This is a genomic window from Spirillospora sp. NBC_01491 (assembly GCF_036227065.1).
In the GTDB taxonomy this organism is placed as follows: Bacteria; Actinomycetota; Actinomycetes; order Streptosporangiales; family Streptosporangiaceae; genus Spirillospora; species Spirillospora xylanilytica.
Map to the genome: position 1 here is coordinate 4,815,918 of NZ_CP109432.1, position 22,953 is coordinate 4,838,870.

At 72.0% G+C, this 22,953-nt stretch carries 18 protein-coding genes; 10 read left to right on the plus strand and 8 right to left on the minus strand.

Annotated elements, in window-relative coordinates:
* Positions 1–112: 112 nt before the first annotated feature.
* Both OHA34_RS22395 and OHA34_RS22400 read right to left on the minus strand, forming a co-directional pair.
* Positions 113–2,260 carry a (Fe-S)-binding protein gene (locus tag OHA34_RS22395; protein ID WP_285939737.1) on the minus strand — a complete coding sequence of 716 codons (2,148 nt, stop codon included), beginning with the start codon at positions 2,258–2,260 and terminating at the stop codon, positions 113–115.
* A 258-nt stretch (positions 2,261–2,518) separates the two neighbouring features.
* Complete coding sequence (locus tag OHA34_RS22400) at positions 2,519–3,730, minus strand: acetyl-CoA C-acetyltransferase (RefSeq protein ID WP_285939735.1); 1,212 nt, start codon at positions 3,728–3,730, stop codon at positions 2,519–2,521.
* Between the two features lie 526 nt (positions 3,731–4,256).
* Between OHA34_RS22400 and dnaK the strand changes: the two genes are divergently transcribed.
* The 5 genes from dnaK (at position 4,257) to OHA34_RS22425 (ending at position 11,592) form a co-directional block, all read left to right on the plus strand.
* Positions 4,257–6,128, plus strand: coding sequence for a molecular chaperone DnaK (dnaK, locus tag OHA34_RS22405; protein WP_285939734.1), 1,872 nt, complete (start codon positions 4,257–4,259; stop codon positions 6,126–6,128).
* Positions 6,125–6,763: a nucleotide exchange factor GrpE gene (grpE, locus tag OHA34_RS22410; RefSeq protein WP_285939732.1), complete on the plus strand. Its 639-nt coding sequence runs from the start codon at positions 6,125–6,127 to the stop codon at positions 6,761–6,763. The genes dnaK and grpE overlap by 4 nt, the downstream gene beginning before the upstream one ends.
* Positions 6,764–6,874: 111 nt before the next feature.
* A complete protein-coding gene (dnaJ, locus tag OHA34_RS22415) occupies positions 6,875–8,062 on the plus strand; it encodes a molecular chaperone DnaJ (RefSeq protein WP_329518811.1) in 1,188 nt (395 codons plus the stop codon).
* Positions 8,063–8,071: 9 nt separating this feature from the next.
* Complete coding sequence (locus tag OHA34_RS22420) at positions 8,072–8,527, plus strand: heat shock protein transcriptional repressor HspR (protein WP_285939730.1); 456 nt, start codon at positions 8,072–8,074, stop codon at positions 8,525–8,527.
* A 53-nt stretch (positions 8,528–8,580) separates the two neighbouring features.
* The gene (locus tag OHA34_RS22425) at positions 8,581–11,592 is read left to right on the plus strand and encodes an AAA family ATPase (protein WP_329518812.1); all 3,012 of its coding nucleotides are present in this window, start codon (positions 8,581–8,583) and stop codon (positions 11,590–11,592) included.
* Between the two features lie 54 nt (positions 11,593–11,646).
* Here the strand turns inward: OHA34_RS22425 and OHA34_RS22430 are convergent, their stop codons facing one another.
* The 3 genes from OHA34_RS22430 to OHA34_RS22440 form a co-directional block, all read right to left on the minus strand.
* Positions 11,647–12,516, minus strand: coding sequence for an MBL fold metallo-hydrolase (locus tag OHA34_RS22430; protein ID WP_329518813.1), 870 nt, complete (start codon positions 12,514–12,516; stop codon positions 11,647–11,649).
* 29 nt (positions 12,517–12,545) lie between these two features.
* Positions 12,546–12,728: a hypothetical protein gene (locus tag OHA34_RS22435; protein WP_329518814.1), complete on the minus strand. Its 183-nt coding sequence runs from the start codon at positions 12,726–12,728 to the stop codon at positions 12,546–12,548.
* 147 nt (positions 12,729–12,875) lie between these two features.
* Positions 12,876–13,592, minus strand: coding sequence for a TetR/AcrR family transcriptional regulator C-terminal domain-containing protein (locus OHA34_RS22440; RefSeq protein ID WP_285939724.1), 717 nt, complete (start codon positions 13,590–13,592; stop codon positions 12,876–12,878).
* Between the two features lie 105 nt (positions 13,593–13,697).
* Between OHA34_RS22440 and OHA34_RS22445 the strand changes: the two genes are divergently transcribed.
* Together OHA34_RS22445 and OHA34_RS22450 are read left to right on the plus strand one after the other, a co-directional pair.
* Complete coding sequence (locus tag OHA34_RS22445) at positions 13,698–15,161, plus strand: MFS transporter (protein WP_329518815.1); 1,464 nt, start codon at positions 13,698–13,700, stop codon at positions 15,159–15,161.
* A gap of 25 nt (positions 15,162–15,186) precedes the next feature.
* A complete protein-coding gene (locus OHA34_RS22450) occupies positions 15,187–16,176 on the plus strand; it encodes an isopenicillin N synthase family dioxygenase (protein WP_285939722.1) in 990 nt (329 codons plus the stop codon).
* A 95-nt stretch (positions 16,177–16,271) separates the two neighbouring features.
* On the opposite strand, the gene OHA34_RS22455 is transcribed toward OHA34_RS22450, so the two are convergent.
* On the minus strand, positions 16,272–17,555 hold the full coding sequence (locus OHA34_RS22455) for a hypothetical protein (protein ID WP_285939720.1): 1,284 nt from the start codon (positions 17,553–17,555) through the stop codon (positions 16,272–16,274).
* 199 nt (positions 17,556–17,754) lie between these two features.
* Here OHA34_RS22455 and OHA34_RS22460 point away from each other — a divergent pair, with 199 nt between their 5' ends.
* Together OHA34_RS22460 and OHA34_RS22465 are read left to right on the plus strand one after the other, a co-directional pair.
* Positions 17,755–19,089, plus strand: a complete 1,335-nt coding sequence (locus OHA34_RS22460) for an SMI1/KNR4 family protein (RefSeq protein WP_329518816.1) — start codon at positions 17,755–17,757, stop codon at positions 19,087–19,089.
* 211 nt (positions 19,090–19,300) lie between these two features.
* Positions 19,301–20,281: a hypothetical protein gene (locus OHA34_RS22465; RefSeq protein ID WP_329518817.1), complete on the plus strand. Its 981-nt coding sequence runs from the start codon at positions 19,301–19,303 to the stop codon at positions 20,279–20,281.
* Here OHA34_RS22465 and OHA34_RS22470 read toward each other — a convergent pair.
* Positions 20,241–20,867 carry a TetR/AcrR family transcriptional regulator C-terminal domain-containing protein gene (locus OHA34_RS22470; RefSeq protein ID WP_285939717.1) on the minus strand — a complete coding sequence of 209 codons (627 nt, stop codon included), beginning with the start codon at positions 20,865–20,867 and terminating at the stop codon, positions 20,241–20,243. The genes OHA34_RS22465 and OHA34_RS22470 overlap by 41 nt on opposite strands.
* A 58-nt stretch (positions 20,868–20,925) precedes the next feature.
* On the opposite strand from OHA34_RS22470, the gene OHA34_RS22475 reads away from it, so the two are divergent.
* On the plus strand, positions 20,926–22,014 hold the full coding sequence (locus OHA34_RS22475; protein WP_285939715.1) for a serine hydrolase domain-containing protein: 1,089 nt from the start codon (positions 20,926–20,928) through the stop codon (positions 22,012–22,014).
* A gap of 82 nt (positions 22,015–22,096) precedes the next feature.
* Here the strand turns inward: OHA34_RS22475 and OHA34_RS22480 are convergent, their stop codons facing one another.
* A complete protein-coding gene (locus OHA34_RS22480) occupies positions 22,097–22,879 on the minus strand; it encodes an SDR family oxidoreductase (RefSeq protein ID WP_329518818.1) in 783 nt (260 codons plus the stop codon).
* Positions 22,880–22,953: the final 74 nt, after the last annotated feature.

Below are 22,953 nucleotides of genomic sequence, written 5' to 3' on the forward strand. Positions count from 1 at the left end.
GACCGGGGAAACGCTTGCCCAACGGGACACCATGTACGCCTATAGAACGCCGACGGGGACGCGAAGGCCCCCGGGGCGGCCGTGGTGGTCGCGCCGGGGGCCCTGCGGCGGCCTATTCCGCGGCGACCGGCTGCTTCTCCGGTGCGGTGCCCTCACCCTTGATCGAGCGGATGAGGAGCTGCGAGACGTCCACGACCTCCAGGGTCTCCTTGGCCTCGCCCGAGTTCTTCTTCTCGTTGATGGCGTCGCCGAGCATCACCAGGCAGAACGGGCAGGCGGTGGAGACGGTGTCGGGGTTGGTCTCCAGGGCCTCGTCCACGCGCTCGGTGTTGATCCGCTTGCCGATGCGCTCTTCCATCCACATCCGCGCGCCGCCGGCGCCGCAGCAGAAGCCGCGGTCCTTGTGCCGGTGCATCTCCTGGGTCTTGACGCCGGGCACCGTGGCCATGATGTCGCGCGGCTGCTTGTAGACCTTGTTGTGCCGGCCGAGGAAGCAGGGGTCGTGGTAGGTGATGTTCTCCTCGATCGGGGCGACGGGGGTGAGCTTCCCCTCCTCGACCAGGTGCGCGAGCAGCTGGGTGTGGTGCACGACCTCGTACTGGCCGCCGATCTGCGGGTACTCGTTGGCCAGGGTGTTGAAGCAGTGCGGGCAGGTCGCGACGATCTTCTTGACGCCCGCCTCGTTCAGGGTCTCGACGTTCTGCTGGCCGAGCATCTGGAAGACGAACTCCATGCCGAGCCGGCGGGCCGGGTCGCCGGTGCACGCCTCCATCGGGCCGAGCACGGCGAACTTGACGCCCGCGATGTGCAGCAGCTCGGCGACGGCCTTGGTGGTCTTCTTGGCGCGGTCCTCGAGGGCGCCGGCGCAGCCGACCCAGAAGAGGTACTCGGTGTCCTCGGGCATCGTGTCCTCGACGACGGCGACCTCGAAGTCGAGCTCCTGGGTCCAGTCGAGCCGCTTGGTCTCCGACATCCCCCACGGGTTGCCCTTGTTCTCCAGGTTCTTGAGCATCACCCCCGCCTCGGACGGGAACGACGACTCGATCATGACCTGGAAGCGGCGCATGTCCAGGATGTGGTCGATGTGCTCGATGTCGACCGGGCACTGCTCGACGCACGCGCCGCAGTTGGTGCACGACCACAGCACGTCGGGGTGGATGACGCCGTCCTCGCCGACGAGCTCCCTGTCCACCTGCATGGTGGCCTTCTGCTCGTCGGTGAACTTCGCCCGCTCGTCCTCGGAGGCGAGCATGTACGGCGCCTTGGCGAACGCGTGGTCGCGCAGCTCCAGGACGAGCATCTTCGGCGACAGCGGCTTGCCGGTGTTCCAGGCGGGGCACTGCGACTGGCAACGCCCGCACTCGGTGCAGGTGGCCATGTCGAGGAGGCCCTTCCAGGTGAAGTCCTCGATCTTGCCGCGGCCGAAGGTGTCCTCGTCCGGGTCGGCCTCCTCGAAGTCGAGGGGCTTGCCCTGGCTCATCATCGGCTGCACCGCGCCGAGGCCGTCGGGCCGGCGCTTGAACATGACGTTCAGCGGCGCGATGAAGATGTGCAGGTGCTTGGAGTTGACCACGATGACCAGGAACACCAGCGCCACACCGATGTGCAGCAGCAGGCCGACCGACTCCAGCACCTCGAGGGTGTCGTGGCTCATCCCCTTGAAGAGCTGCCCGACCAGGTAGGAGAAGTAGGCGCCCTTGCCGTAGTCGAGGTTGCCGCTGGCCCACTCGACGCCGCGGAAGAAGAACATCGTCCAGACGACGTTGAAGATCATGAAGAGGATCAGCCACGCGCCGCCGGTGTGCGAGCCCTTGAACCGGGAGCCGCGGTCGAGCCTGGCCGGCGAGTTCTTCCACCGGATCGCCGCGAAGACGATCAGGCCGAGCGTGGCGGCGAGCGCGATCGTGTCCTGGACGAACCCGATCGGTCCCCAGGTCTGGAGCCCCGGAATGTGCTTGTCGAGCCCGAACAGCAGCGCGACCGCGGCCTCAAGGTAGACGGTGGCCAGCAGGATGAACGCCCACATGACCGCGAAGTGCGCCATGCCGGCGAGGGTCCACTTGAGCAGCTTGCGCTGCCCCATGACCTCGACGACCTGGCCCTCGATGTCGGCCTTGGGGTCGCGCTTGACCTGGAGGATCCGCTCAGGGTCGGGCTGGCCGACCTTGAAGAGCTTCCACAGGAAGAGCACCCGCCGTCCGGCGAGCGCGAGGGCGACCGCCGTCCCGGCGAGCCCAATGATCAAAGTGAGCCAGAACACTGTTCCGTCCTCCTGAGGTACGGGCGATGGCTGTCAGCGTAAGGCTCGCGACAGAACGCGCTTCAACCGGGGGCCGAACACTACTCGGCAGTAGCTTACCCGCCGTCGGGGATGCCTCCCGGACATCGCGACGATCAGGCGTGCACGGGCCGCGATCCCCGTACCTGCGGGAATCGCCGGACCCGGCACGGCGCCCCGTCCTCAGGACCACGACATTCCACCGGGCCGCCCGCTCCGGGCGCGCCCGGAGCGGGCGGGTCAGGCCAGGCGTTCGAAGATCGCGGCGAGGCCCTGGCCGCCGCCGATGCACATGGTCTCCAGGCCGTAGCGGGCCTCCCGGCGGTGCATCTCGCGGGCGAGGGTGGCCAGGATCCGCGCGCCGGTCGCGCCCACGGGATGGCCGAGGGAGATGCCGGAGCCGTTGACGTTGACCCGGTCCCAGTCGGCGGCCTTGAGGTCCCACTCGCGGGTGACCGCGATGGCCTGGGCGGCGAACGCCTCGTTCAGCTCGATGAGGTCGATATCGGCGAGGGTGAGGCCGGCGGACGCGAGCGCGCGGGCGGTGGCGGGAACGGGGCCGATGCCCATGGTGCGGGGCGGGACGCCGGCCAGCGCCCAGGAGACCAGCCGGACGAGGGGGCGCAGGCCCAGTTCGGCGGCGCGCTCAGGGGTGGTGACGACGCAGACGGCGGCGGCGTCGTTCTGGCCGCTGGCGTTGCCCGCGGTGACGGTGGCCTGGTCGTCGTCCCGGCCGAGGACGGGACGCAGCCTGGCGAGCCCCTCCAGCGTGGTGTCGGGGCGGGGGTGCTCGTCGGTGTCGACGACCGTGTCGCCTTTACGCGACCGCACCGTCACCGGGACGATCTCGTCGGCGAAGCGCCCCTCGCGCTGGGCGGCGACGGCGAGCCGGTGGGAGCGGACGGCCAGCTCGTCCTGCTCCTCGCGACCGATGCCGTACTCGCGGCGGAGGTTCTCGGCGGTCTCCAGCATCCCGCCGGGGACCGGGTGGTGGACGCCTCCGGCGGTCACCCGCCCGCGCGCGAGCGCGTCGTGGAGCTCGAGTCCCGTGCCGCGGACGCCCCAGCGCGCCTCGGTGGTGTAGAACGGCGCGTTGCTCATGCTCTCCGCGCCGCCCGCGATCACCACCTCGCTGACACCGGTCTGGACCTGCATCGCGGCGTTCAGGACGGCCTGGAGGCCCGAGCCGCACCGCCGGTCGATCTGAGTGCCGCCGACCTCGACGGGCAGGCCCGCGTCCAGCGCGGCGACGCGTCCGATGGCGGGGGCGTCCGCGCTGGGGTTGCACTGGCCGAGGATCACCTCGTCGACGGCGCCGCCCGGCAGCCCGGTCCGCTCGACGAGGGCCCGGATCGCGGTGGCGGCCAGCTCGACGGGCGAGACGGTCTTGAACACCCCGCCGAATCGGCCGATCGGGGTACGCAGCGGTTCGCAGATCACCGCTTCTCGCATAAGGGCTCCTGAGCTGGGGACGATGGCAGCACCCGAAGGCTATGAGGTGCCCGCGAGGCCCCGTACCGCGGGCTTCCATCCAGCCCGCGCGGCGGCCCGCCCAGCGGGCGATGCCGAACAGCCAGGGCAGTGGGGCGTCCGGCAAATCGGCCATCCGCCGCCACACGACGCAGAACGTCTCGCTGGCCACCTCCTCGGCCGCCTGCCGGCCGGCCCGGCTCGCGGCGCAGCCGTAGACGCGCCGGTAGTGGGTGTCGTAGAGCGCCGTGAAGGCGGCGGTCCTTCTTACCGGTGGTCGGCGGGCGCTGGGGAACCGGAATAGGGCGCTCATACGTCCTGTTGTAGAGACCGGCAGCAAAGTTGAGTCGGGTCGACTCAAGTCATTTGACAAGACGGCCGACCCGGTGCACCCTTGCCGACAGAGACTGAACCGGCCGCACCCTGGGGGGACGCGCCGGGGGGCGGTACGGCGCGACGTGACGCGGTATCGCGATACAGGGAAGCCAAAAGACGGAGGACGAGAGACATGGCACGTGCGGTCGGCATCGACCTCGGGACGACCAACTCGGTCGTCGCGATCCTGGAGGGCGGCGAGCCCACCGTCATCGCGAACGCGGAGGGGTCGCGGACCACGCCGTCCGTCGTCGCCTTCGCCAAGAACGGCGAGGTGCTCGTCGGCGAGGTCGCCAAGCGCCAGGCGGTGACCAACGTTGACCGGACGATCCGCTCGGTCAAGCGCGAGATGGGCACCGACTGGAAGACCAGCATCGACGGCAAGGACTTCACCCCTCAGCAGATCAGCGCGTTCGTGCTGCAGAAGCTGAAGCGGGACGCCGAGTCCTACCTGGGCGAGACGGTCACCGACGCGGTCGTCACCGTGCCCGCCTACTTCTCCGACCACCAGCGGCAGGCCACCAAGGAGGCCGGCACGATCGCGGGCCTGAACGTCCTGCGCATCATCAACGAGCCGACGTCGGCCGCGCTGGCCTACCACCTGGAGAAGGAGAACGAGGCCACCATCCTGGTCTTCGACCTCGGCGGCGGCACGTTCGACGTGTCCCTGCTGGAGGTCGGCGACGGCGTGGTCGAGGTGAAGGCCACCAGTGGCGACAACCACCTGGGCGGCGACGACTGGGACAACAAGGTCGTCGAGTGGCTGGTCGAGAAGTTCAAGAACGCCAACGGCGTCGACCTGTCCAAGGACAAGATGGCGCTCCAGCGGCTGCGCGAGGCCGCGGAGAAGGCCAAGATCGAGCTGTCCGGCGGCGCCGAGACGCAGATCAACCTGCCCTACATCACCGCCTCGTCCGAGGGGCCGCTGCACCTCGACGAGAAGCTGACCCGCGGCGAGTTCCAGCGGATGACCGCCGACCTACTCGAGCGCACCAAGGCGCCGTTCAACCAGGTCCTCAAGGACGCCGGCATCTCGATCGACGGCATCCACCAGGTCGTGATGGTCGGCGGGTCCACCCGGATGCCCGCCGTCTCCGAGCTGGTCAAGGAGCTCTCGGGCAAGGACCCCAACAAGGGCGTCAACCCCGACGAGGTCGTGTCGATCGGCGCGTCCCTCCAGGCCGGCGTGCTCAAGGGCGAGGTCAAGGACGTCCTGCTGCTGGACGTGACCCCGCTCAGCCTGGGCATCGAGACCAAGGGCGGCATCTTCACCAAGATCATCGAGCGGAACACCACGATCCCGACCAAGCGGTCGGAGACCTTCACCACCGCCGACGACAACCAGCCGTCCGTGGAGATCCAGGTCTACCAGGGCGAGCGCGAGATCGCGGCGTACAACAAGAAGCTCGGCACCTTCCAGCTGACCGGCCTGCCGCCGGCGCCGCGCGGCGTCCCGCAGATCGAGGTCACCTTCGACATCGACGCCAACGGCATCGTCAACGTCAGCGCCAAGGACCAGGGCACCGGCCGCGAGCAGTCGATGGTCATCACCGGCGGCAGCGCGCTGCCGAAGGACGACATCAACAAGATGATGCGCGAGGCCGAGGAGTACGCCGAGGAGGACCGCAAGCGCAAGGAGGAGGCCGAGGTCCGCAACCAGGCCGACACCCTCGCCTACTCGACCGAGAAGTTCCTGCGGGAGAACGACGAGAAGGTCCCGGCCGAGCTGAAGACCGAGGTCGGCGACGCCGTCGCCGAGGTCAAGAAGGCGCTCGAGGGCACCGACGTCGACGCGATCAAGACCAGCGCCGAGAAGCTCGCCCAGATCAGCCAGAAGATGGGCGCGGCGATGTACGCCCAGAACCCCGAGGGCGCGCAGGCCGACGCGGGCGCCGACCCGGGCCCGACGGCCGGCACCCAGGGCGGGGCCGGTGAGCAGCAGGACGACGAAGTCGTCGATGCCGAGATCGTGGACGACGACAAGCCGAAGGGCGGTGCCGCGTGACGACCTCCCCCAAGGGCGAGGGCGAAGAGCGCGAGGGCCCGGTGATCCGCGACAAGCGGCGCATCGATCCCGAGACCTACGCGGTCCGCGAGACCGCGGGCTCCGGGGACCAGGCGGAGACGCCGGCCCCCGGGGCCGAGGCCGGGGCCGGGGCGCCCGCGGACGAGGAGGCCGCCGCGCTCAAGGCGCAGCTCGCCGAGCGCACCGCCGACCTGCAACGGCTCCAGGCCGAGTACGCCAACTACCGCAAGCGGGTCGACCGCGACCGGGGCGCACTCCGCGAGCAGGCGGTCGGCAGCGTGCTGAACGAGCTGCTGCCCGTGCTCGACGACATCGGCCGGGCCCGCGACCACGACGAGCTCACCGGCGGCTTCAAGTCCGTCGGCGAGGCGCTGGAGGCCGCGGTCGGCAAGCTCGGCCTGGCGAAGTACGGCGAGAAGGGCGAGCCCTTCGACCCGACGGTGCACGAGGCGCTGATGCACGGCTACTCGCCGGACGTCGACGAGACGAGCGTCGGCGACGTGCTCCAGCCCGGCTACCGCATCGGCGAGCGGATCCTGCGGGCCGCCCGGGTCGCGGTGGTCGAGCCCGGCCCGGACGCGGACGGCGGGGACGCTGCCGGCGACGGCGAATGAACCGATCCGGGCGGTGCCGTCCCGCCCCGGCCGAGGCCGGCCGGGGCGGCGCCGCCCGGGACCCGTACGACCCATTCGTTTTGCAGTGGCGATAGCAGAGAGCGGGGCGCCGTGAGCACCAAGGACTACCTGGAGAAGGACTACTACAAGGTCCTCGGTGTCTCGAAGACGGCCTCCCAGGACGAGATCAAGAAGTCGTACCGCAAGCTGGCCCGCAAGTTCCACCCGGACGCCAACAAGGGCGACTCCGACGCCGAGGACAGGTTCAAGGAGGTCTCCGAGGCCTACGACGTCCTGTCCGACGACAAGCGCCGCAAGGAGTACGACGGCGTCCGGTCGATGCCGAGCGGCTTCCGCGGCGGCCAGCAGGGCGGCGGGTTCGGATTCGACCTCGGCGACCTGTTCGGCCAGCAGGGCGGCCAGGGCGGCGCGGGCGGCGGCACCGGCGAACGCATCGGCGACCTGTTCGGCGGCCTGTTCAACCGCGGCGGCGGGGGCGGCGCGGGCACCCGCCCGACCAGCGGGGCGCGGCGGGCGCGGCGCGGCGCCGACGTCGAGACCGACGTGACGCTGTCGTTCGGCCGCGCCATGAACGGCGTGACCGTGCCGATCAAGCTGACCAGCGAGGCCGGCTGCCCGAGCTGCCACGGCACCGGCGCGAAGGCCGGCACCGTCCCGCGGGTGTGCCCGAACTGCGAGGGCACCGGGCAGGAGACCCGCAACCTGGGCAGCTTCGGCTTCCAGGAGCCGTGCCAGGAGTGCCGCGGCCGGGGGCTCGTCGTCGACGACCCGTGCCCGACCTGCCACGGCAGCGGCCGGGCGACCGGCACCCGCACGATCCAGGCCCGCATCCCGGCGGGCGTCGCCGACGGGCAGAAGATCCGGCTCAAGGGCAAGGGCGCCCCGGGCGAGAACGGCGGCCAGGCCGGCGACCTCTACGTCAACATCAAGGTCAAGCCGCACAAGGTGTTCGGCCGCAGCGCCGACAACCTCACGCTGACCGTCCCGGTGACCTTCCCCGAGGCCGCGCTCGGCGCCGAGATCAAGGTGCCGACCTTCCAGGGGCCGCCGGTCACGCTGCGGCTCCCCGAGGGCACCCCGAACGGGCGCACCTTCCGGGTCCGCGGGCGCGGCTCCGCCCGCCGCGACGGCACCAAGGGCGACCTCCTGGTCACCGTCGACGTGAACGTCCCGCCGAAGGTCGACGACCACACCCGCGAGGCGCTGGAGAAGCTGCACGAGGCGGGCGACGGCGACGACCTGCGCAGCGAGCTGCTCCAACAGGCCAGACAGGAGTGAGGCCGGCCCATGAACACCGACCCGTTCGGCGACGACACCCCGGTCTATGTGATCTCGGTGGCGGCGCAGCTCTCCGGCCTGCACCCGCAGACGCTGCGGACCTATGACCGGATGGGGCTGGTGTGTCCCGGCCGCACGGCGGGGCGGGGCCGCCGCTACTCGATGCGCGACATCGTGATGCTCCGCGAGATCCAGCGGCTCTCCCAGGAGGAGGGCATCAACCTCTCGGGCATCAAGCACATCCTCGAACTCCAGCGCGACAACGGCCGGCTCCGGGACGAGCTCGGCCAGGCCCGCGCGATGCTGGAGGAGCTCGCCAACGAACTCGAGTCGACCCGGGCCGTCGCGGCGCGCCTCGCGCAGCAGCGGCGGCACGGCGACGCCCCCGGTCGCACCCCCGGCTCCGACCTGGTGCCGATCCGGCACACCAGCGTCGTGGTGTGGCACGAGCGCAACCGGGAGTAGGACCAGCAGCACCGCGTGAGCACCACGGTGCCGAGCATCACGGGGAGAGCCAGATGAGCTACAAGCTGACCCGCAAGAGCCAGGAGGCGATCGCGGTCGCGATGCGCCGCGCCGCGGCCGAGGGCCATCCGCAGATCGAGACGCAGCACCTGCTGACCGCGCTGATCGCGGTGCCGGACGGCACCGTCCGGCTGCTGGAGGCCGCCGGCGCCGACTGGCGCGCGGTGCGCAGCCGGGCCGAGGAGCAGATCGCCGCGATGCCGAAGGCGGCGGGCTCGACGATGTCGGCGCCGCAGCAGTCGCGGCAGGTGACGGTGACGCTGAACACCGCGACCATGCGGGCCGAGCGGCTCGGCGACGAGTACGTCTCGGTCGAACACCTGCTGATCGGGCTGGCCACCGACGGCGGCCCGGCGGCGGGGGTGCTGAAGGAGGCCGGGGCGACGCCGGAGGCGCTGCTGGAGGCGTTCGAGCAGATGCGCGGGAACGCCCGGATCACCAGCGAGACCCCCGAGGACACCTTCCAGGCGCTGGAGAAGTACGGCGTCGACCTGACCGAGTCGGCGCGCGGCGGGAAGCTCGACCCGGTGATCGGCCGGGACGGTGAGATCCGCCGGGTGGTGCAGGTGCTGTCCCGCCGCACCAAGAACAACCCGGTGCTGATCGGTGAGCCGGGCGTCGGCAAGACCGCGATCGTGGAGGGCCTGGCCCGCCGGATCGTCGCGGGCGACGTGCCCGGCGCGCTCCAGGACAAGCGGGTGATCTCGCTGGACCTGGCCTCGATGGTGGCCGGCGCCAAGTACCGGGGCGAGTTCGAGGAGCGCCTCAAGGCGGTGCTGAACGAGATCAAGGACAGCGACGGCCGGGTCATCACCTTCATCGACGAGCTGCACACCGTGGTCGGCGCGGGCGCGGCCGAGGGCGCGATGGACGCGGGCAACATGCTCAAGCCGATGCTGGCCCGCGGCGAGCTGCGGATGATCGGCGCGACCACGCTGGACGAGTACCGCGAGCGCATCGAGAAGGACCCGGCGCTCGAACGCCGGTTCCAGCAGGTCTTCGTCGGCGAGCCGTCGGTGGAGGACACCATCGGCATCCTGCGCGGGCTGAAGGGCCGGTACGAGGCGCACCACAAGGTGCAGATCACCGACTCCGCGCTGGTGGCGGCGGCGACGCTGTCCGACCGCTACATCACCGCCCGGTTCATGCCCGACAAGGCGATCGACCTGGTGGACGAGGCGGCGGCGCGGCTCAACATGGAGATCGACTCGCAGCCGGTCGAGATCGACGAGTTGCAGCGGCGGGTCGAGCGGCTGCGGCTGGAGGCGCTCGCGATCACCAAGGACCGGTCCCAGCGCGAGCGGCTCGACCGGCTCAACCAGATGATCGCCGATCAGGAGGAGCGGCTCCGCGAGCTGCGCAACCGGTGGGAGCGCGAGAAGAGCAGCCTGCTCACCATCGGGCGGCTGAAGGAGCAGCTCGACGAGGCGCACGGCCGCGCCGAGCAGGCCGCGCTGGAGCGGCACCGGGAGGACGCGGCCAACGTCCAGCACCGCGAGATCCCGCGGCTGGAGCAGGAGCTGGAGGACGAGCGGCTGAAGCTCCAGTCGCTCGACATCGAGGAGCTGCGCCGGTCGCTCGACCGCCTGCGCGACCGGGAGCGCGAGCTCGGCGCGTCCGACGCGATCGACGCCGCCTCGGGAGGCGACACCGGGGCCGGGGGCGAGGGTGAGCGGAGCCGTCCGGCCGAGCTGGCCGCCGAGATCGAGGCCAAGTCCGAGGAGCTCGCCGGGCTGGAGCGGCGGCAGGAGCGGGCCGCGACCCGGCTGGGCCGGATCCGCGCGCTGATCGGTGAGATCGCGGGCGCCGAGGAGCAGGCCGCGCAGCTCCAGGCCGACACGACCATGCTCGACAGCGGCGACCCCGAGCGGAACGCCAAGTACAAGGAGTACGCCGGGCTCCAGGGCCGGATCCAACAGGGCCAGAAGGAGCTGAAGGCGCTGCGCGGCGAGGCCGACGCCGAGCCGGGCAACGACCGGACCATGGTCAAGCCCGATGTCGGCGCCGACGACATCGCCGAGGTGGTGTCGAGCTGGACCGGCATCCCGGTCGGCCGGATGCTGGAGGGCGAGACCGCCAAGCTGCTGCGCATGGAGGACGAGCTCGGCCACCGGCTGATCGGCCAGCGGTCCGCGGTGCGCACCGTGTCGGACGCGGTGCGGCGGGCCCGCGCGGGCATCTCCGACCCGGACCGCCCGACCGGCTCGTTCCTGTTCCTCGGCCCGACCGGCGTCGGCAAGACCGAGCTGGCCAAGGCGCTCGCCGAGTTCCTGTTCGACGAGGAGCGGGCCCTCACCCGCATCGACATGAGCGAGTACTCCGAGAAGCACGCGGTGGCGCGGCTGGTCGGGGCGCCCCCCGGCTACGTCGGCTACGAGGAGGGCGGCCAGCTCACCGAGGCGGTGCGGCGCCGGCCCTACTCGGTGGTGCTGCTCGATGAGGTCGAGAAGGCGCATCCCGAGGTCTTCGACATCCTGCTCCAGGTGCTCGACGACGGCCGGCTCACCGACGGGCAGGGCCGCACGGTCGACTTCCGCAACACCATCCTGATCCTGACCTCCAACATCGGGTCGCAGTTCCTGGTGAGCCCGGACCTGGCCGACGACGCCAAGCGGCAGGCCGTGCTCAAGGCGCTCAGCGAGGCGTTCAAGCCCGAGTTCCTCAACCGGCTCGACGACGTGATCCTCTTCGAGGCGCTGTCGACCGCCGACCTCACCCAGATCGTCGGCCTCCAGATCGACCACCTGCGGGACCGGCTGGCGAGCCGGAACCTGTCCCTGGACGTCAGCGACGCGGCGCGCGAATGGCTCGCGCGGACCGGCTACGACCCGCTCTACGGCGCCCGTCCGCTGCGGCGGCTGGTGCAGACCGCGATCGGCGACCAGCTCGCCCGCGAGCTGCTGTCGGGCAAGGCCCGCGACGGCGACAAGGTCGTCGTCGAGCTCGACACGGAGGGCAACCGGCTGAGCGTCGAACCCGCCGGAGCCGTGACCCTCACGAAGTGACCGTGCCGTAGGCAGCGCCGCCGCCCCGCACCACCCCGGGCGGCGGTGCGGCGCTCAGGGCTCGGGGTTCCAGAACGGGCGGTCGCCGTCGCGGTCGACCCGTCCGAAGACGACGTCGGCGAAGTGGCCGCCGTAGCCGAGCGTGCCGGGCCGCTCCAGCTCGGCGATCAGCGCGGCGCGTTGCGCGGAGGCCTGGCCCCCGCGGTGGTCGGCCACGACCGGCCATTCGGGGTGCTCGATCTGCGCCGGGGAGTGCAGCACATCACCGAAGGCGATGAGCCGCCGCCCTCCCGAGACGATCGTGTACACGGCGTGCCCGGCGGTGTGGCCGGGCATCAGGGTCATCCGGACGCCGGGGAAGATCTCCTCGCCGTCCTCGACGGTCCGGACGCGGGGCGCGAGCGCGTCCAGGACCGCCTCGCCGATGCCGTGTGCGATCGCCAGGTCGCGTGTCGCCCATTCGCGTTCGGCGATGAGCACGGGGGTCGCGGCGAACTCGGGCCGGGCGAGCCAGCCCACGTGGTCGGAGTGCAGGTGGGTGATGGCGACGGCCTCAATGCCGGCGGGCGCCCGGCCGGCCCGCGCGAGGCCCTCCACCAGCGCGCCCCCGTGGATACGGCCGAGGAAGGAGGGCTTGGGGGCGGCCGGACGGTCGACGGGGCCGACGCCCGCGTCGATGAGCAGGGCGCGGTCGCCGCTCTCGACCAGGAGGCCGCCGACGCTCGCCACCAGGCACCCGCCGTCGAGGTATTCGGGACGGTCGTCCCAGTCGGCGCCGGTCGTGCTGGGAAACCACCCGCGGGGTCGCAGCCGGACCGCGCCGTCCGGGACATGGCTGACCGTCAGATCGCCGAGCCGGATCGTCCTGGGCCCTGCCTCGCGGCTGAGCCGCCGGACGTCTTCTCTGTTCGAAGGGAAGATCATGGGCAAATGATGACAGCCCGATCCACGGGCTACTTCGTGGCGTGGGCGCCGTGCGCGACGTGGGCGACACCCGCGCTGACGAACGAGCCCCCGGCCGGCGGCACCACCGCCGACACCGTCACCACCGCACCGAGCAGCGCCCCCGTGACCAGCCGGCGCCGCAGTTTCGGACGGCCTTCGCCCGCCCCCGTCTCGTCCCGACCCACGGCCATGAGATCCCCTTCGTCCGCTGGCGCGACGATCGCGCCGACTCCTTGAACGGTAGGCGCATGCGCCCGTCCGGGGCATGGGGCCAGCCACCCGGATCCGTGGTGGAGCCAGCCCCACCCTGAGGGAGCGGCCGGACGGGTCGTGGTGGGCTACTCGCGGTCGAGTTGGGTTTGGAGTCCGTCCAGCAGGTAGTCGAGGCCGGTGGTGAAGCTGCCGTCCCAGTCGTCGTCGTAGAGGTAGCCGTTGGCGGCCAGGGTGGGGTAGCGGTCGTGGGCGGCCCGCAGTTGCTCTTGCCCCACGCGGCGTTCCTCGTCGGTGATGTGCAGGGCGGACTCGGTCGACGCGGAGCCCATGACGTGGTTGTAGAGCGCCCAGGTCGCGGCGGAGAGGGCCTTGCCGGTGAACCCGGCGCGGACGAGGGTCGTTTGCAGGGTCTCCATGCCGGCCAGGAAGTTGGGGCCGATGGTCGGGCGGCGGCGGGCCGGGACGCCGGCGGCCCAGGGGTGCCGGAGCAGCGCGGCCCGCCAGGCGGTCAGGACCGCGGTGATGTCCTCGCGCCAGCCGGACGCGGGTCCCGGCTCGATCGGCGCCGCCGCGCCGAAGATCGCGTCCACGGCGAGGTCGATCACGTCGTCCTTGGTGTCGACGTGCCAGTACAGCGACGGGGCGACGACCGCGAGCCGCTCGGCGAGGCGGCGCATGGTGAGGCGGTCGATGCCCTCCTCGTCGAGCAGCGCGACGGCGGCCTCGACGATGCGCGCGAGGGTGAGCGGCTGCTCCCCCCGGGAAACGCGGCGGGGCCGCAGCCAGACGCTCCGGATGTCACCGCCTTTCCGCTGGTCGCGAGCGTCGTCCGCCTTGCCCATCGCACCTCACCTGACGTCTCGGTCGCCCTGCCCGGTCGGCCAAGTGTAGTAACGTGCCATCGACGAACGTTGTTAGGGAAGTCAAACATCGTTAGGTGGTGGGCCATGGTGGACGACGGTCCCGGACGGCGCCGGTGGTGGACGCTGCCGGTGGTGAGCGTGGCTCAGCTCCTGGTGGTCCTGGACGGGACGATCGTGAACATCGCGCTGCCGTCCGCGCAGCGCGACCTCGGCATGTCCGATGCGAGCCGGCAGTGGGCGGTCACCGCGTACCTGCTGGCGTTCGGAGGGCTGCTGCTGATCGGCGGCAGGGTCGGCGGCGTGTTCGGCCACCGGCGCACGTTCGCCGTCGGGCTGGCCGGCTTCGCCGCCTCGTCCGCGCTGGGCGGAGTGGCGGTGAACCCCGAGACGCTGTTCGCGGCGCGGGCGCTCCAGGGGGTGTTCGCCGCCGCGCTCGCCCCGGCCGGGCTGTCGCTGCTGACGCTCACCTTCACCGAGGCCCGCGAACGCGGCCGGGCGTTCGGGGTGTTCGCCGCGGTCGGCGCCGCGGGATCGGCGGTCGGCCTCATCGCGGGCGGGCTGCTGACCGAGTACGCGAGCTGGCGGTGGTGCCTCTTCATCAACGTCCCCATCGCGCTGCTCGCCGTGCTCGGCACGATGGCCGTGCCACGGGACCGGCCGGTCGGCGGGGGCGGACGGCTCGACGTCCCGGGTGCCCTGCTCAGCACGGCGGGCTTCGCCGCGGTGGTCTACGGCTTCAACGAGGCCCAGCCGCTCGGCTGGGACTCACCGAAGGTGCTGGGCCTGCTGGCGGGCGGTGCGGTACTGCTGGCCGCGTTCGTCGCCGTCGAGCTGCGCGCGCCCCGTCCGCTGCTGCCGATGCGGGTGCTCCTGCACCGCGCCCGCGCCGGGGCGTTCATCTCGATCACGCTGATGTTCGTCGCGATGTTCGGCTTCTACCTGTTCATGAGCTACTACACCCAGACGGTCCTGCGCTACTCGCCGGTCGAGGCGGGGCTGACGCTGATCATCAACGCGCTGGCCGCCCTGCTCGGCGCCACGCTCATCGCCGGGAGGCTGCACGGGCGCGTCGCCCCGGTGGCGCTGATCGTTCCGGGACTGCTCTCGGCCGCGGCGGGGATGCTCGTCCTGACCCGCCTGACCGCGCACAGCACGGACGTCCTGCCGGTGTACCTGGCGCCCGCGATGGCGCTCACCGGGCTCGGCCTCGGGTGCGTCATCCCGCCGACCGCCGCCCTGGCCACCGCGGGCATGCGCCATCACGACATCGGAGCCGCGTCGGCCGCCTACAACGCCGCGCAGCAGCTCGGGGCCGCGCTCGGCACGGCGCTGCTCAACACCGTCGCGGCGAGCGCCACCGCGGCCTACCTGGCGTCCCGGCGCGCCACGCCGGCCGAGGGCTCGGTGCACGGCTACGCGACCGCCCTGACGGTCGCGTTCGGGATCCTCGCCGCCGCCGCGTGCGTCACCGCGGCCCTGACCGTGAAGCGCGCGGCACGGGAACCCGCTGAGGAGGCGGCCGGCCCGTCCGTCTCCGCGAAGTCCTGAAGAGCCAACGGAAGGAACGCACGCCATGAAGCAGGAAACCGTCACCGTGGTCGACGGATACGTGCCGGTCATCGACATCTCGTCCAGGCACGGCGCGGCGGGACGCGCCGCGCTGGCCGAGGCGATCGGCGGCGCGTGCGCGGACTCGGGGTTCTTCATCATCGTGGACCACGGAGTGCCCCGGGAGCTCATCGACCGCATGTACGCCGTGACGAACGCGTTCTTCGAACGGCCCGACGCGGAGAAGGACCTGGTCGCCCACCGTCCCGGCGTATCCGGATTCCGCAGGTCCGGCGGGACCACCGCGCAGAGCCTCGACCGGCAGTCGCCTCCCGACCTCTGTGAGGCCTTCGGCGTCCACGTGACCGGCGAGCTCAGCGACCAGGAGCGGGCGGGACTCGGGAACGACTGGGCCACCTGGAAGCTGGCCAATGTCTGGCCGCGCGTCCCCGCCGGCTTCAAGGACACCTGGCACGAGTACATGGCCGTCATGGGAGAGCTCGCCCACGACCTCATGCGCCTGTTCGCGCTCGCCCTCGGGCTGGACGAGGACCACTTCGACGACAAGTTCGACAGGAACGTGTCCTCGCTCGTCGCGAACTACTACTACCCGCAGGTCGAAGCGCCGCTGCCGGGCCAGTTGCGGAGGGGGGCGCACACCGATTTCGGCGGCCTGACCATCCTCTTTCAAGAGGACGGCCTGGGCGGGCTCCAGGTCCTTCAGGGCGAGGACGAATGGCGGGACGTCCGAGCCATTCCCGGCAGTTTCGTGGTGAACATCGGCGACCTGATGGCCCTGTGGACCGGGGGACGGTGGGTCTCGACCATGCACCGGGTCATCAATCCGGAAAGGGGGAACACGTCCTCCCGGGTCTCCATCCCCTTCTTCTACCAGCCCAACCACGACGCCCCCATCGAACCGATGGCCGCCGCGGCGGGCGGTCGGCCCGCCGAAAGCGTCATCGCCGGGCGATGGATGGAAACGAAGATGGAGAAGCTCTTCACCCGGTCATAGGCGAAGAGAGGCCGCCATCGGCCCGCCGGGTGACCACGCCGGCGGGCCATGCGTGCGGGCCGTGCTTGCAGGCCGTGCGTGCGGGCCGTGCGTCCTTACGCGGGTCCGGCGCCGAGCGGGATCGCGCCGACGTCCGCGCTCGAATGGACCCCGCCCGTCACCGCCAGCTCATCCACGGTGCCCGCGAGTTCCATCGGCGCCACGCCCTCCCCGTGCACCTGGATCCCGCCGTCCACCCGGATCGCGGACGCGTGCGCGCCGGACTTCACGCTCAGCCCGATCGCCGGCAGCGTCACCATCTCGCCCTTCACCAGGGACTCGCCCGTCCCGCCGTGCGTCTCGATGCCGTGGTGCACGGTCAGCGTCCCGAACGGCCGGGAGACCTGGACGCCGATCGAGGCGTCCGCGTGGGTCTCGATCCGGTCGAACTCGGCGGCGCCGACCGTCCCGTCGTAGATGTTGAAGCCGCGCGCGCCCGGCCCGCGGGTGACCACGGGCGCCTCGCAGCGCAGGGCGCCGAGCCGGCCGAAGTTCACGAAGCCGATGCCGCTCGCGCCGTGCGAGGTGACGGGCTCCCGCGCCGTCCACGCCTCCACCTCGCCCCACAGGTCGAGCACCATGTCGTTGGCGCCGTAGGTGGTCACCGGTCCCTCGTTGACGACCTCGCGGATGGTGGCCCACACGACGAACACCCCACCGGTGATCTCCCCGGGGGTGTGCTCGGGGATGCCGCCGTCGCTGTACACCGCGCCGGTGTGCAGCCGCGGGCCCTCCACCCGTCCACCGCGCTCGGTGCCGGAGACGAAGACGCCGCCGCCGCGGACCGGCGCCCCCTCGCGTCCCGCGCTGATGCCGATGAGATCGGCCGTGAGCAGCGAGTCGGGGGTGGTCTGCTGGTTGTAGAGGGTGAAGGCGCCCTGCCGGACGTGCACGTCGAACCCGTACGGGCGCGGTCCGGCCGCGCGGGCGTCCGCCGCCTCGATGTGCAGGCCGTCCACCGTGACGTGGCCGGTGCGCAGGGCGTCCTTGGCGAGGAGTTCCACCCGTCCGCGGGTGGTCAGGTCGATGAGCGTGAGCGTGCCGAGCGTCGGCTGTGCGGTGTCGTTGTGCAGGGCGCGCAGCGCGGGATCGGACACCGCGACGCGCAGGCCGCTGACCCGGTTGTCGCAGGTGAGCCGCACGCCTTCGGCACCGTCGGCGAAGACGAGTTCGGCGTCTTCGGTGCCGGTGAGGCCGTCCCCCGTCCCAGTGAGGGAGGCTCCGGGCGGAAGCGTGATCCCGTGGAGGCCGGTCAGGCGGCCCTGCACCGCGATCTCGCCGGGACCGTTCCCGGCGAGCGCCGCGTACAGCTCCTCGGGAGTGGACGCGCTCACAGTCATGTGTAGTCCTCGCTTCCCGTATCCCAGCCGCGTGGCCGACATCGATCCACACTTCATGCCCTATGGCGCCCATTCTAGAGAAAGCAGTCACAATGGGCTGCAAATCACTAGCGGCATCACTGACAAAGAAGACATTGCGCCACCATGACCGGCATTTTTGTCTTCCGCCGATGTCAGAGGAAGCCGATAGGACTCCGGCATGACCGAGAAGCGAGAGACCGACATGGCCGGGACGATGCGGGACATGGCCGCGCACATCACCGAGGCCGGCCTGCTCGTCCTGCGCCCGGAGGTCGAACCGGGGCGGATCGGGGACGAGCAGGAGGGCCCGGCCGATCCGACGCCCGCGGGTGATCCGGACGAGGCCGTCCGGCTGCTCTGGTCGAACCTGCGGAAGTACACCGAGATCGTCGGGGTCGACGATGACCTGTCCCCCGAGCGGATGGTCGCCCCCGCACTGGACGAGGACGAGCGGGCCGAGCTGCTGGACGGCCTCCAGACCGCGCTGCCCCCCGACCTGCTGGCCCTCTACGGTGCGGCGGACGGCGACGACGACGACAGCGGCGTCGTCTTCCACGGGTATCAGTGGCTGGGGCTGGAGGGCCTGGTGAACGCGTCCCCACCCGACCGCGAGGGCGGCTGGACCGGCGTCCCCCTGTCAGCCGGGCCCATCGAGGTCGGCCCGCCGGGGAGGGTGCGGCGTTCGTTCGACCGGCCGGGATGGATCCCGATCGGGGTGAACGCCGACGGGGCCTACCTCTACGTCGACATGGACCCGGGCCCCGCGGGCCGCCCCGGGCAGGTCATCGACAACGACCCCGAGGGCACCGGGCCGGTCTACGTCGCCGACTCCGTGACGACGCTGCTGCGCCGCTATGCGGACGCCCTCGACCGCGGAAGCTACACCCTCGAAGGCGACTGCCTGTACGTCGACGATGTGCTTCCCGACGGGCATGCACTCCAGGAGTCCTGCATCTGGGACGCCGCCGACGGAGGCTCCCTGCACGATGTGCCGCCCGAGGTTCAGCACCTCACGCACCGCGACGCCGAGGGCATCGACCTGGAGCCCGTACGCCGCGCGCCGAGCCTGCGGAGCGTGCTGCTGCACGGGCGTGGCCCTCTCGATCTGAGTCCCCTCCGCGACGCTCCCGTGGAGGAACTCACGGTCCGGTGGGACGGGCTCGACCTGGAGCCGCTGGCCGGACATCCGACACTGCGCACCCTGCTCGTGGGCTCGGAGCGGCCCGTGGACGTCGCGGTGCTGCGGACGTTCCCGCGGCTTCAGGGGCTCGACCTGTCGGAGGCCGTCGTCCACGGCCTCGACGCGATCGCCGAGCTGGACGGGCTGCTCCTGCTGACCTTGACGTTCGAGCAGTGGCGGCGGATCGGCGGGATCCCGCCCGGCCTGGCCGCGGCCCGGCTGGGCGGAACCCGGGCGCCGGGCCAGGTGAACGAGTGGATCACTCGGCTGAAGCCCGGCCTCCAGCAGGGCGTCCATGAGCACCACTGCGGGCGGTTCGACCGGCGGGCCTGATCCAGGCGACGTCCGGGCGCGCATAGAGCCAGGTCACAGCGTGTGCGTGTCGAGTGGACCGGGTCGCGCGCGACCCACCATTCTGTGCTCGTCCGCCTTGGGCGGCCGGGGGGAGCCGACGGCGGGGGACGCCGCGGCACCGCCGAGATCGCGAAGCGCCGATGGGCGGCGGGGACCCGTCCGCGGCGTCTCCAGGCAGAAGGTAGGGGTCATGGCCTCAGGCATCGAGACCCGTCCGCCGCAGGAGGCGGGACGCCCCGGCGCGCGCCGCCGGCGAATCCTGGTGCCCACCTGGCGAGGGGCGCTGCTGTCGGGCACGGCCCTCGTGGCCTGGGTCGCCGGCGCCGGGGTGTGCGAGACGGGGACGCCGGCCAGCGGCGTGTCCCCCAGCGGCACGTCCCCCGAGGGCCCGGAGTCCGGCCCGGGACCGGCCACGCCGTTCCGTCCCGACAAGGGCCGCACCGCGGTCCTAGCGGAGACGTTCGACCGGCTCGACGTCGGGCCCGGCCGGACCTGGGGGTGGAAGAGCGCCGCCTACCCCGACTGCGTGACCAACCGCCCCAACTTCAAGCTCGACCGGCTCTCGACCTCGGCGATGTCGGTCGCCTCGGGGGTGCTGACCGTCACCGCCGCCCCCCAGCCGGACGGCCGCTGGCAGACCGGGCTGCTGAGCACCGGCGACTCGTGCGACTCGGGCGGCCGGGACCTGGAGGTCCGCACCGGCGACGTGGTCGCCGCCCGGGTCCGGCTGCCCGACGCCGAGACCGGGGCGTGGCCGGGCGTCTGGACGTGGCGGCACGGCCGGAACGAGATCGACATCTTCGAGTGGCACGCCGACCGCCCCGGCACGCTGGAGTTCGTCAACCACGTCAAGGGCAGCGCGAAGTTCTGGCATTCCAGGCTGGTTAAGCGGGGGAGTTGGCTCGACATCGCGGTCCGTCTCGGCGCCAAGCGGGTGACCTGGTACGTGGGCCGCCCGCCCGGACCGCTGCACGCCGTCTTCCGCGACCGGGTCGGCGTCGGTCCCCGGTTCCACTCCTACCTGGTGGCCGGGCTGGCGGTCGACGACGGCTCGATCCACGCGCGTCCCGACTCCGACCGCCCGTTCTCGTTCCAGATTGCCTCGCTCACCGTGCACCGGCCCGCGGACGTCACGCCCGCTCCCCGGGAGACCGGCGCAACCCGGCGATGAACACCGCCAGGCCGTACTCGAACTCGCGGTCGAAGTCGCGGCCCTCGGTGCGCAGCGCCGCCGCGCGGGCCAGGCGCGGGAAGCGGCGCGGGTCGATCCGCACACCCTCGCCGTCCGGCGCGGCCGGTCGCCGTGCCTCCTGCTCGGCGATGACCGAGCCGAGGATGTGGCCGCCCAGCGCGAAGATCGCGGACATCGCCTCCACCACCTCGAACCCGGCCTCCTCCATCATCTGAAGGAGCAGCTCGAGGCCGGGCCACTGGTCGGCGGGCGCGTGCATGTGCTCGCGGAGCCGCCCGCCGTCCCGGCGGGACAGCATGGCGCGGCGCACCGCGCGGGAGCGGGCGACGAGCCAGTCGGCCCAGTCGGCGCCGGGCGCGGGCCGGTCGAGCACCGCCATCTCGCCGTCGAACATCGCGTCGGCCATGGCCCGCAGCAGGTCGTCCTTGCCGCTGAAGTGCCGGTAGAGGGCGGGCGCCTGCACGCCCAGCTCGGCGGCGAGCCGGCGCAGCGACAGCCCGTCGAGCCCCACCTCGTCGAGCAGCGCCAGCGCGGTGGCCACGACCACTGGGCGATCAAGTCTCATGCATCGATGTTAACATCGTTCTGCATCCAGTTAACGGCGTTAACAGAGAGGGCGGGACATGACGAATCCGCAGGCGGCCGTGCAGAGGCTGATCGACGAGCTGGTCGCGTCGGGCCGGGAGACCGGCCTTCAGGTAGCCGCGTACCGGGGCGGCCTGCCGCTGGTGGACGCCTGCGCGGGCGAGGCCCACCCCGGCAGTGCGGTCGACGGGCGGACACTGTTCAACAGCTGGTCCACCGGCAAGGGCACGATGTCGGCCCTCGTGCACGTGCTCGCCGAACGCGGCCTGCTCGACGACACCGCACCGGTCGCCGAGTACTGGCCGGAGTTCGCCGCCCACGGCAAGCAGGCCGTCACCCTCGCCCACGTCCTGACCCACTCGGCGGGCGTGCCGCAGGCGCCGGAGGGCGTCACACTCGCGGACCTCGCCGACTGGGACGGGATGTGCGCGCGGATCGCCGACCTGCGCCCGCAGTGGGAGGCGGGCACCGCGACCGGCTACCACGCGCTGACCTTCGGGTACATCCTCGGCGAGGTCGTCCGCCGGGTCACCGGCCGCCCCATCGTCCAGGCGCTGCGCGAGGAGATCACCGAACCGCTGGGCATCGCCGACGAACTGCTCTTCGGCGTCCCGTCCGCCGAGCTTCCCCGGGTGGCGCGGCTGGAGGACGGGAACTGGGCGGCGATCGTCGCGTCCCGTCCGGCCGGCTCGGCGTTCTTCGAGGCCGCGCCGCCCGCGATCCAGCCCGGCCCGGACCTCGGCAACCGGACCGCCTATCTGACCACCGATGTCCCGAGCGCGGGCACGATGACCGCTCGCGCGCTCGCCCGGATGTACGCGGCCCTCATCGGCGAGGTCGACGGCGTGCGGCTGGTCTCCCCCGAGCGCGCCGCCCGGATCGGGACGGTGGTCACCGCCGACACCGACCGGGTGCTCGGCATCCCCGTCCCCAAGGGCCTCGGCTACTTCCTCGGCCAGCCCGGGACGGGCCCGGGCGCGTTCGGCTGCAAGGGCAGTGGCGGAAGCATCGCGTACGCCGACCCGGCGAACGACCTCACCTTCGCCTTCACCCACAACCGGCTGACCGCTCCCCCCGCCGACTGCGCCCAGCTCATCGCCGACGAACTCCACGCCGCCGCCACCTGACCCGAGCCCGCCCGCCGGCCGGCCGGCCGGCCGTCCGTTCGTCCGCCCCGCCCGTCTGGCGCGTCGGCCCCGTCCGCCGCCGTCAGGCCGTCTTGATGGCACCGCCGTCGATGACGTGGTCGGCGCCGGTCGTGCTGGCGGCCAGCGGCGAGGCGAGGTAGGCGATGAGCGCCGCGACCTCGTCCGGCTCGACGAGCCGGGCGGTCAGCATGCCCATGGCGGCGGGCAGCCCGTTCACCAGCAGCGCACGGTCGATCCCCATCGAGGCCGCGAGCTCGGCGCCGTAGCCGTCGGACGCCTCCCACATCGCGGTGCGCACCGGGCCCGGCGACACGGTGTTGACGCGCACCCCCTGCGGGCCGAACTCCTCGGCGAGGGCCTTCCCGAACGCCGTCAGCGCCGCCTTCGCGGTCGTGTACGGGACGGGCCCGGCGTGCGGCATGCGGGCGCCGTTGGACGAGACGTTCACGATGGCGCCCTTCCTGCGCAGCAGGCCGGGGAGCGCGGCGCGGGTCGCGCGGACGGCCGAGAACAGGTTCAGCCCGTAGATCGTCTCCCAGTGCTCGTCGCCGAACGTGAGGAAGCCGCCCACACCGCCGCCGTCGCCGCCGCCGACGTTGTTGACCAGTAGATCCAGGTCGCCGAGTTCGGCCGTCGCCGCCTCGATCAGCCGGGCCGGGCCGTCCTCGGTCCCGAGGTCGATCGGGAGGGCGACCGCCCCGGTCGCCGCCAGCTCGGGCGTGACGGTGCGGGCCGCGGCGACCACGCGCATCCCCTCGCCGGCCAGCGCCGCGACGGTGGCCAGACCGATCCCCTTGCTCGCCCCGGTCACCACAGCGGTCCTGCCGTTCAGGCACAAGTCCATGAGAAGCCCCTTCATGCATCAGCGATGATGCGACAAAGCTACAACTTGCAACAGCGATGTTGCAAGTAAGCTCG